Raw genomic sequence first — 8,290 nt, forward strand, 5'->3', positions numbered from 1 at the left:
GAATTTATTTCAGGGTGACGACCGTCTTAACAGAAAACTTGATTAAAACGCCACAAAATAAGATTTAATAATCGAACTCAGGTTATTAGCACAAACATATAAAACTATATGCAAATAAATATAAAAACAAATAGGTATGCAAAATTATATCTATATGCATATAAGACACCAACTATATACAAATAGATATAAATAGGTTATCTACATCATAAATATTGTAACACCTTAAATATTGCGTGAACAATATTGGGATTTCGCTTAAAGCGATTCTTTGTCACTTTGATGATAGGAGCGGTATTGACAATACCACTCAATCAGATAGTTCGCCGAAATCGCCAGTTATTACGGAAAGTCAGATAGGCGGTAATAATTGGTTGGCCTGATGGGCAGTTCATTTTTGGCTATCAGATCGCGATAAATCGGGCCCATCGGTATAGTGGCCCCATGGCCGTTTATCTCATAGGTCATACTCGAGCTGTGACTATAACCGACCATGTGCCCGATTTCGTGCATGGCCATACCTGCAACATTATATTTCATGAAATTATTGAGCACAAAGGCCTCCTCCATTCCAAAAGTGCTGCCACCACCAAGGCCCTGAACACCATTAACCGTTGAGACTACCCCACAGTTAAACTTGGGGATATCCATTATTTTCTGATAGACAGCCTCTTTTTGCGCAGTGGTCATAAAGGTCACCCCGTCGTTATCTATAATGGGCTCATTCACAAACGCGGTATGTGTTACATCCTCCTGCAGCGAATAAGCCAGGTCTATTATGAAGCCACTGAACCTGCGTATATCCTTGGCAGTTGGGTTTTCCTTCCAGTTGTCCTTCGGATCATCATTGGTGTCAAAATCATGGTATTTGATAGTCCATTTAAGCTTGGCTAGTTTTTTCAGTTTTTTAATAAGTTCAGTTTCTCCGGTAAAATCAAAACTTACCTGACTAGGTGCTATGCCATCTGTCTGGTATTTTGATAGATCTACTTCGTTATTGTTCGTATCAAAAAACTTCTTTGTTCCTTCTATGAAGGGATATTTTATTTGCTGGATGGCATGTGCCCTTATTTTTTTGACTCTGATCAGTTTAACTGGACTGGCCATCCCCTGAATACTGATCAGAATGGTTGCGTCTTCTATATCTACAGGAGCAAAGTTGGCAATTTCAATGGTGCTCTCATTAACCGCCTTAACCCGCAGTACCTTACCAATTTCGTAACGCCTGTCCTCAGCGGTAAACGTTGCCATTGGCTCGTTGTCTTGAAACATCAGCCCAGAATTGGCATCGGTATCAAATGAATATTCTTTGGTTGTTGTAGGTGCAGCCATTATTGGTTCTGCCGACCCGTCCTTTTTTTTACAGGCCGATAAAGCCACAGTAAAAATGACAAGGAGAAATTTAATATTTTTTTTCATAAAAGATAGTTTTAGCAAGCTATTGCTAATTTAAATCTGTTTTTACAGGAAAATGGACTGGACAGATTGCATATGATACATAGCTGGTAACTTTATATAAAGGTTTGAATATAAAGTATTCTCCACTACCTGTAATTTGACAATTATTTATGCTTTTTTGCTATTTAAAAAAAATTGGGCGTTTCCGGAGCGATTGTCAGCTGCCCAGTATTTTTAACGGTGTCCCGATCTGACAGGTAATTATTGATGTATGTCAAAAATGAATGAAAAGTCAAGAAAGAGGTAGGAACCGGTCCAATGTTACAGCATTCACAATTTTCTGGATCCCTAAATATCAGTTTTAGACTATATCTGCAATACCGGACGTATAAAAATCTGCGGTCTATGATGCGGATGGCATCATAGACCCGAATTAAACAAATTCAGGTATCAAATTCCGCTCTAATACAGCAAATTCTGACTACCAAATTACTTCATCGTAACAACTAGTTTTTTATTGTCCTGAAAATAATAGCTTCACCTCCCTTTGCCTTTAAATCAAATGAGAGAACAGTTGACGAATCTACCTTCATTTTCCTGATCTGGATTTTTGTGGCTGTTTGGAGTGAAGCATCATCCGTATAAATAGTAGCCTCGTACTTTGTCTTTTTGTCTAAAAAATTAAGCGGCAAAGTAAAGTTCCTCGATTTGTCGGTCATTGTACCCAAGTACCAATCGTTTCCATTTTTTCTGGCCATAGTACCATATTCTCCTATCTTCCCATCGAGTACCCTGGTATCATCCCATATGGTTGGCAAAGCATCATAAAAACTAAGATCAGGTATTTCATCTATTACAGAAGCAGCTGATCCTGCCCCTCCTTTAGCTCTCGGCGAATCGGCAGGACGATCGTACCAATAAACGAATTGCCATGGGCTATATAAACAGATTGCTTTCGCCATTTGCGATGCATGCGAGCCCATTTGATATACCCTTGGTGCGAAATAACAATTTGTAGCATCAGCAGCTCCTGCCAGCATCCTAGTAAACATGGTGCTTAATGCCTGTTTGCTGTCAGGACTTTCTTCATCGCCACGCACGCCCTCCTGGGTCATTAAATTAGGATAGGTTCTTGAATATCCAGTTGGGCGGTAATCATCATGGATATCCAGCATCAGTTTATGATCTCCTGCTTTTCTAATGGCCTGGTGCAACCAGGTAATACTCTGCTGCGAATTTACATTCACAAAGCCATATTTCAATCCTGCCACACCCCACGATTTATATAATGGAAGGATCGTATCGATCTCTTTTGTCAATGCCCTTTGATTCACATAGAGGATCACACCAACGCCTTTACTTTTTCCATAAGCAATGATTTCCTGTAGATCCAATGGACCTGGAGACCTTGAGGCATCTACGTTTACCGCTAGTGCACTGGCTGCATTATCATACTCATGGCCATACCAACCTGCATCGAATTCTATGTACTGGAGATGATGTTTGGCAGCAAAATCTATACAGGCCTTACCACCAACCGTTGTTAAAGTTACCTCGCGGATTACCTTTCCAGGCTTTATCCACGATACATCTTTCAATGGAGTGGGTTTATTCAAGTTCAATATGAAAAAGTTATTTTCTAATAATTTTCCAGCAGATTCTGCGATCATTATATAACGCCATGGTGTTGAAAAACTGCTATTAAAAACCGACTTCCCTCTCAGCGCGGCAGTTATCAATAAGCTGTCTTTTGGGGACCGGTCAAATTTCATCTGCGCAAAATTTGTTAAAGCAGCTTCGCCAAGTGCCACCAAACAGTTTGAATTAACTTCGATTACATAAGGACGCTCGGAGCCATTCGGCGTTTTACTCACAGTCCCTTTAATATAACTAGCCTGCGATTCCCTTGCAACCCAGGAAGGATGATCTTGTGTAAACCGGAAACCTGTGAGCTCACGGGTAATGGTTACCTGTTTCTTCGTATCTATATTATATTGAAAGGCTACTCCTTCATTATATAATCGAAAGTCCATCGAAAAAGAACGAAAGGGTTTTGTGTTCTCCTTAAATTGGATGGTTACATTCCTGTAGTGATCAACATAAGTATTCTTCTCTCCATAAACCGGTTTCCAGCTATCCTTTACCAGTTTTTGGCTAACCGAAACAATTTCCAGATTACTGGATAAAGGATCTTCTCCTTCAAACTCAAGTCCAAGAGGTGATGCAGCGATTACAACATTCCCCTTAAACATAACCGTATAATTTAACGCAGATTTGTTCTGCATTTCTGTACTGAGGGTTAGGACTATTTTATTGTCGGGACTTGAAACCTTAACTTCTTTTGCCTGTACAAACTGGCTAAGGGCTATAAAAAAAAGTATTACACGAAACTTATTCATTGTTTATTTTGGTTTTAGGTTAAGGGAATAGCTATTGACCGTTGATCAATAGAATCGCTGTTATTTTGGCTCAGTATAGGCATGATCTGTAGGAAGATTGATTCCTTTCCATACTTTAACACTTGTCCAGTCTTCAGTTTGACCAGACCAGAACGGATCGCTAGCCGGAAGCCCAAGCGGCAATAGTCCGGTTGTACATAAATACAGACTCCCCGTAGTGATATAATATTCGCCGATATCAGGCTGATTGCCAAATAGTCCTATATTTAACCAGCCTTTTGGATCAAATGTATGTGGTGCTTCCGTTAAACGGTAAATGACCAGTGATAATGCACTGCGCACCTGGGCTGGTGAAATTCCATCTGGAAGTTTTCTGAGCAGTGAAACCTGCGACAATAATTGAAAAGCGCCGAATCGGTAAGCTAATGAGCGCCCAATAGGTGGAAAGGTTCCTTCCGGGGAGATCAATCGCTCCTGCACTGCAGCATATCTTTGCGCTCTTTTTAATACTTTTTCATAAGAGATTACCTCATCCTTCTGGATATCTTTTAATACCCTGGTAATATCCAACATCATTGGCTGAATCACAAAACTGTTATAGTAATCCCAATGCAGATCTGCACCATCTCCATAGGTGCCGTCTCCTTTGTACCAACCGGCATGCTTGCTCAGTGCATAACGAATGGGTTCAATATTCCCTTCACTTCCCGATTTGATCAAAAATGCTTCTATCATGGCGCTAAACAGAAGCCAATTGTTCTCTCCCGGCTTTATAGTACGTGAACTTTTTAATGCTTTTACCACATTGCTCTTGGTTTGCGGATCAAGCGGCTCCCATAACTGGGTATAGCCCCTCAAAAGGCCTTGAGCCAAAAAAGCCGCATCAACCAATGGCTGTTGACCATTTTTTGAGCTGAAGTTTAGAAAATCTGGAGAAGCCGGATCAACGGCAACCGCGATTGCTTTACGGGTTAAAGCGATATATTCTGATCGGATTTTTCCTTCTTTAGTCTGATCAGTACCAAGTTCCAGCCAGGGCGCAATACCGGCCAGCGTGCGTCCGAAAGCCTCCAGATGTGCCACTTGTTTACGACTGCTATCTTTACGTACCACTGGCATATTCGTCCGCAGCTGTTCTTTGCTTAGGTTGCGCAAAACGGGGCCTGCAATCTTTACAAGTACAGAAACCCAGTATTCACGGGAATTATATCGCTCAGGTTTATGATCTGATCTATCGGCTCCAAATGAAGATATATTAAAGGAAATGATGCTAAATAAAAATAACAGACAGGTTATTGGGATCTTTCTTTTCATATTTTGTTTATAGTTGGTTCAGCGGTATTTTCAAAAAACAATGCCTGCTTTAAAACAGGCATTGTTTTGATTGCAATTTACAGAAACTATTTTAATACCCTGGATTTTGGGTCATTACAGCCCCGGTATTCGCCTGGATTACTGAATTTGGAATCGGCATTTTATTTACACGCTGATTAATCGTATATCCGTTGGATTTCACAAAACCATTATACTTATTCAAATATTCCATCAATTTACCCATTCTCATCAAGGTATTCAGCCTGAATTCTTCCTGATAAAGCTCTCGGGCACGTTCATCCAAAATAAGATCGAGCGTTACTTCTCCCGCGGTAACTGGTGTGGCATTCGCCCTCCCCCTGACGGCGTTGATGTCATTGGCTGCACTATCCAGATCACCTTTTAGCAGGTTTGCTTCGGCCCTCAGTATCCTATTTAGTTTAAATATTTTTTCTAAAGTAAAAAAGTTTTACTATTTTTAATGTATACTTTAAAAAAAGACATGAATTTTTACAATCGTGATATATATATATCGTTATCAGAACACCTGAACAAAAAGCAAATTACTGTTTTAACGGGAATGAGACGCACAGGTAAGACAACATTGGTAAGACAGTTGATACAGGATTCTGTAATTGAACAGAAATACTATTTTGATCTGGAGCGCATGGACAATCGTACGTTATTTTCTGAACCAAACTACGAAACAATTATTTATGCACTTACTCAGCAGGGAGCAAATTTTAAGGAAAAAGTGTTAATAGCAATTGATGAGATTCAATTGGTACCAAACTTGCCTAGTGTCCTGAAATATCTTTATGATAGCTATGATATCAAGTTTATTGTAACAGGTTCAAGTGCATACTATATGAAAAACATGTTCTCAGAGTCTTTGGCCGGACGAAAGAAGCTCTTTGAAGTGTATCCGCTTAGTTTCAATGAATTTCTTTCTTTCAATGGCGTTGTAACAACTCCTATTTCATTAGAAAAGCAAGGAATATTTATTAACTCAGAATATGAGCGCCTAAAAAATTATTATGAGACCTACATCGGCTTCGGTGGCTTTCCCGAAGTAGTATTGTCTGCCTCAATAGCAGACAAGAAGGACATGATTCAGGATATCATCAGTTCTTATATTAATTTTGATATTGCGTTGCTATCGGATATCCGTAATCCAGCCAATCTTTATAAATTAATAAAATTATTAGCGGTTCGCATCGGAACTAAACTTGATGTATCCAAATTAACTAGCCTAACTGGAATATCCCGGCCAACAGTAGAAAATTATTTGGACTTATTGGAGCAAAGCTACTTGATTCGCACTATACCTGTGCTGTCCAATAGCCCGGATAGAGAAATAACAAAAGCAAGGAAAGTGTACTTTCTGGATAATGGAATTGCAGCTGCAACTGCTGAGGCAGGTAGTGGAGCATTATTTGAAAATGCTGTATTTAACCAACTGCTACATCATGGAGATATTGCCTATTATCAATTAAAAACAGGGAAGGAAATCGATTTTATTCTTAATAAGGAAGTTTGTTTTGAAGTAAAAGAGACTGCCACAGAAACTGATCTGAAAAACCTGAAACGCATTTCCCGAAACTTAGCTATTGATAAAACTTATATCATAGGGAGACATCCCACAAAATTATTTGAAGGTTTTATATGGGGAGGATTTATACAAAATACTTAGCAGCCAAAAATCATGTAATAGCGATGTAACCATTAGGGGTGGTCCGGAAAATCTGACAAAGCCAAATGACAATAAATTTGATTTTCTCCGTTTCATTGTATAAATTCAAAAAGAATCTGAATTCACACAGAATCTACGATTATGAAAAAACATCTTTTTATTCTCTTTTTAGCAATCTCTTTTTCTGTACAGGCACAGTCTAATACTGCCAATTACAAATACATCATTGTGCCCGAGAAATTTAGTTTTCTCAAACAGGTTAATCAATATGGTTTAAATACACTAACAAAAGCTTTTTTTGAGGAGAAAGGTTTTACGGTGTATTTTGATAATTCGGAAATACCAGAAGAAATTGCAACAGATAGATGCAAGGCCCTGGTAGTAGAAGTACAGGAAAACAATAGTATGTTCGTTACCAATCTTACCCTTTTACTTAAAGATTGTAAGGGTGCTATAGTGATAAAAAGCAAGGCAGGTAAAAGCAGAGAGAAAGAATATGAAACTTCTTACAATTTGGCATTGAAAGACGCATTTACATCCTTTAACGATTTTAAGTATGTAGCAGGCAATCCAACTGCGGTTACCAATCCAACACCTGCCCCTACAAATGTAGCGCCTAAAACAGCATCTGCGCCAGTTAGTCAGCCGATTGCGGTTAAAACAGAACAACAAGAGGGGCTATTGTACGCCCAGCCTATAAGCAATGGTTACCAACTGATAGATGCAAGCCCTAAAATTGTAATGACCTTACTCAAAACCTCTGTAGAGGACTGTTACATTTCGAGCAACGGAAACGGGAACGGTGTGGTTTTAAAAAAGAATGGAACCTGGTTCTTCGAGTACTACAAAAACAATGTTCTTGTTTCTGAAAAACTATCGATTAAATTTTAATACCATTTAAACAACGAAAGCAAAATTGACTTAAATATTTTCTTAAATCCAGCCAGTATTTCTTCAACCGTCCAGTATTTCTGCTCTTCAGCAGAAGATATCCTTATTCCCTTTAAACCGAAAGACTTTGTCGTTATTGCAAAAACCTTAAGTCGAACCTTATCAGGACCTTCACAGATAATTACCTCATCAATTTCAAACTCGACATCTGATGGCCAAGGACCAGATACGCCCCAAGAGGCAGCATTGGATTCTTCGGGATTAAATGAAATTGTATATCCTTTCGCCCTTAAACGCGCTATCGCCTCATCTATATCATCTGCCCCAATTAAACTGTGGTGTTTGTTCAGGTGTTGACCAGACGTGAGGTTGATACTGTATTGGACATTGACCTTCTGTTTATCCATTTTTCACCTCTTTCATATTCTATTAACCTGAGTTCGATTATTAAATCTCATTTTGTGGCGTTTTAATCAAGTTTTCTGTTAAGACGGTCGTCACCCTGAATTTATTTCAGGGTCTTTCACGCTAAAAAGATGCTGAAATAAATTCAGCAGGACGATAAAGCGGGATTAGGCGTAAATAAGATATAATT

General features: G+C 39.0%; 7 protein-coding genes. 2 read left to right on the forward strand and 5 right to left on the reverse strand.

What is annotated here, in order from left to right; all coding sequences use genetic code 11:
• Positions 1-342: 342 nt before the first annotated feature.
• The 4 genes from AW17_RS22240 to AW17_RS23920 all read right to left on the reverse strand — a co-directional run bounded on the left by AW17_RS22240 (position 343) and on the right by AW17_RS23920 (position 5,559).
• Complete coding sequence (locus AW17_RS22240) at positions 343-1,419, reverse strand: hypothetical protein (RefSeq protein ID WP_029280288.1); 1,077 nt, start codon at positions 1,417-1,419, stop codon at positions 343-345.
• Positions 1,420-1,904: 485 nt separating this feature from the next.
• The gene (locus AW17_RS22245; RefSeq protein ID WP_029280289.1) at positions 1,905-3,797 is read right to left on the reverse strand and encodes a glycoside hydrolase family 97 protein; all 1,893 of its coding nucleotides are present in this window, start codon (positions 3,795-3,797) and stop codon (positions 1,905-1,907) included.
• 60 nt (positions 3,798-3,857) lie between these two features.
• Complete coding sequence (locus AW17_RS22250; protein WP_036670693.1) at positions 3,858-5,111, reverse strand: DUF2264 domain-containing protein; 1,254 nt, start codon at positions 5,109-5,111, stop codon at positions 3,858-3,860.
• Between the two features lie 91 nt (positions 5,112-5,202).
• Positions 5,203-5,559 carry a RagB/SusD family nutrient uptake outer membrane protein gene (locus AW17_RS23920; RefSeq protein ID WP_083488809.1) on the reverse strand — a complete coding sequence of 119 codons (357 nt, stop codon included), beginning with the start codon at positions 5,557-5,559 and terminating at the stop codon, positions 5,203-5,205.
• A gap of 33 nt (positions 5,560-5,592) precedes the next feature.
• On the opposite strand from AW17_RS23920, the gene AW17_RS22255 reads away from it, so the two are divergent.
• Both AW17_RS22255 and AW17_RS22260 read left to right on the forward strand, forming a co-directional pair.
• A complete protein-coding gene (locus AW17_RS22255) occupies positions 5,593-6,804 on the forward strand; it encodes an ATP-binding protein (protein ID WP_209444316.1) in 1,212 nt (403 codons plus the stop codon).
• A 141-nt stretch (positions 6,805-6,945) separates the two neighbouring features.
• Positions 6,946-7,695 carry a hypothetical protein gene (locus AW17_RS22260; protein WP_029280295.1) on the forward strand — a complete coding sequence of 250 codons (750 nt, stop codon included), beginning with the start codon at positions 6,946-6,948 and terminating at the stop codon, positions 7,693-7,695.
• Here AW17_RS22260 and AW17_RS22265 read toward each other — a convergent pair.
• Positions 7,692-8,102 (reverse strand): hypothetical protein, encoded by a 411-nt coding sequence (locus AW17_RS22265; RefSeq protein ID WP_029280297.1) that lies wholly within the window; start codon positions 8,100-8,102, stop codon positions 7,692-7,694. The two genes, AW17_RS22260 and AW17_RS22265, sit on opposite strands and share 4 nt — an antisense overlap.
• Positions 8,103-8,290 lie beyond the last annotated feature (188 nt).

The organism is Pedobacter borealis DSM 19626, assembly GCF_000708285.2.
GTDB lineage: Bacteria > Bacteroidota > Bacteroidia > Sphingobacteriales > Sphingobacteriaceae > Pedobacter > Pedobacter borealis.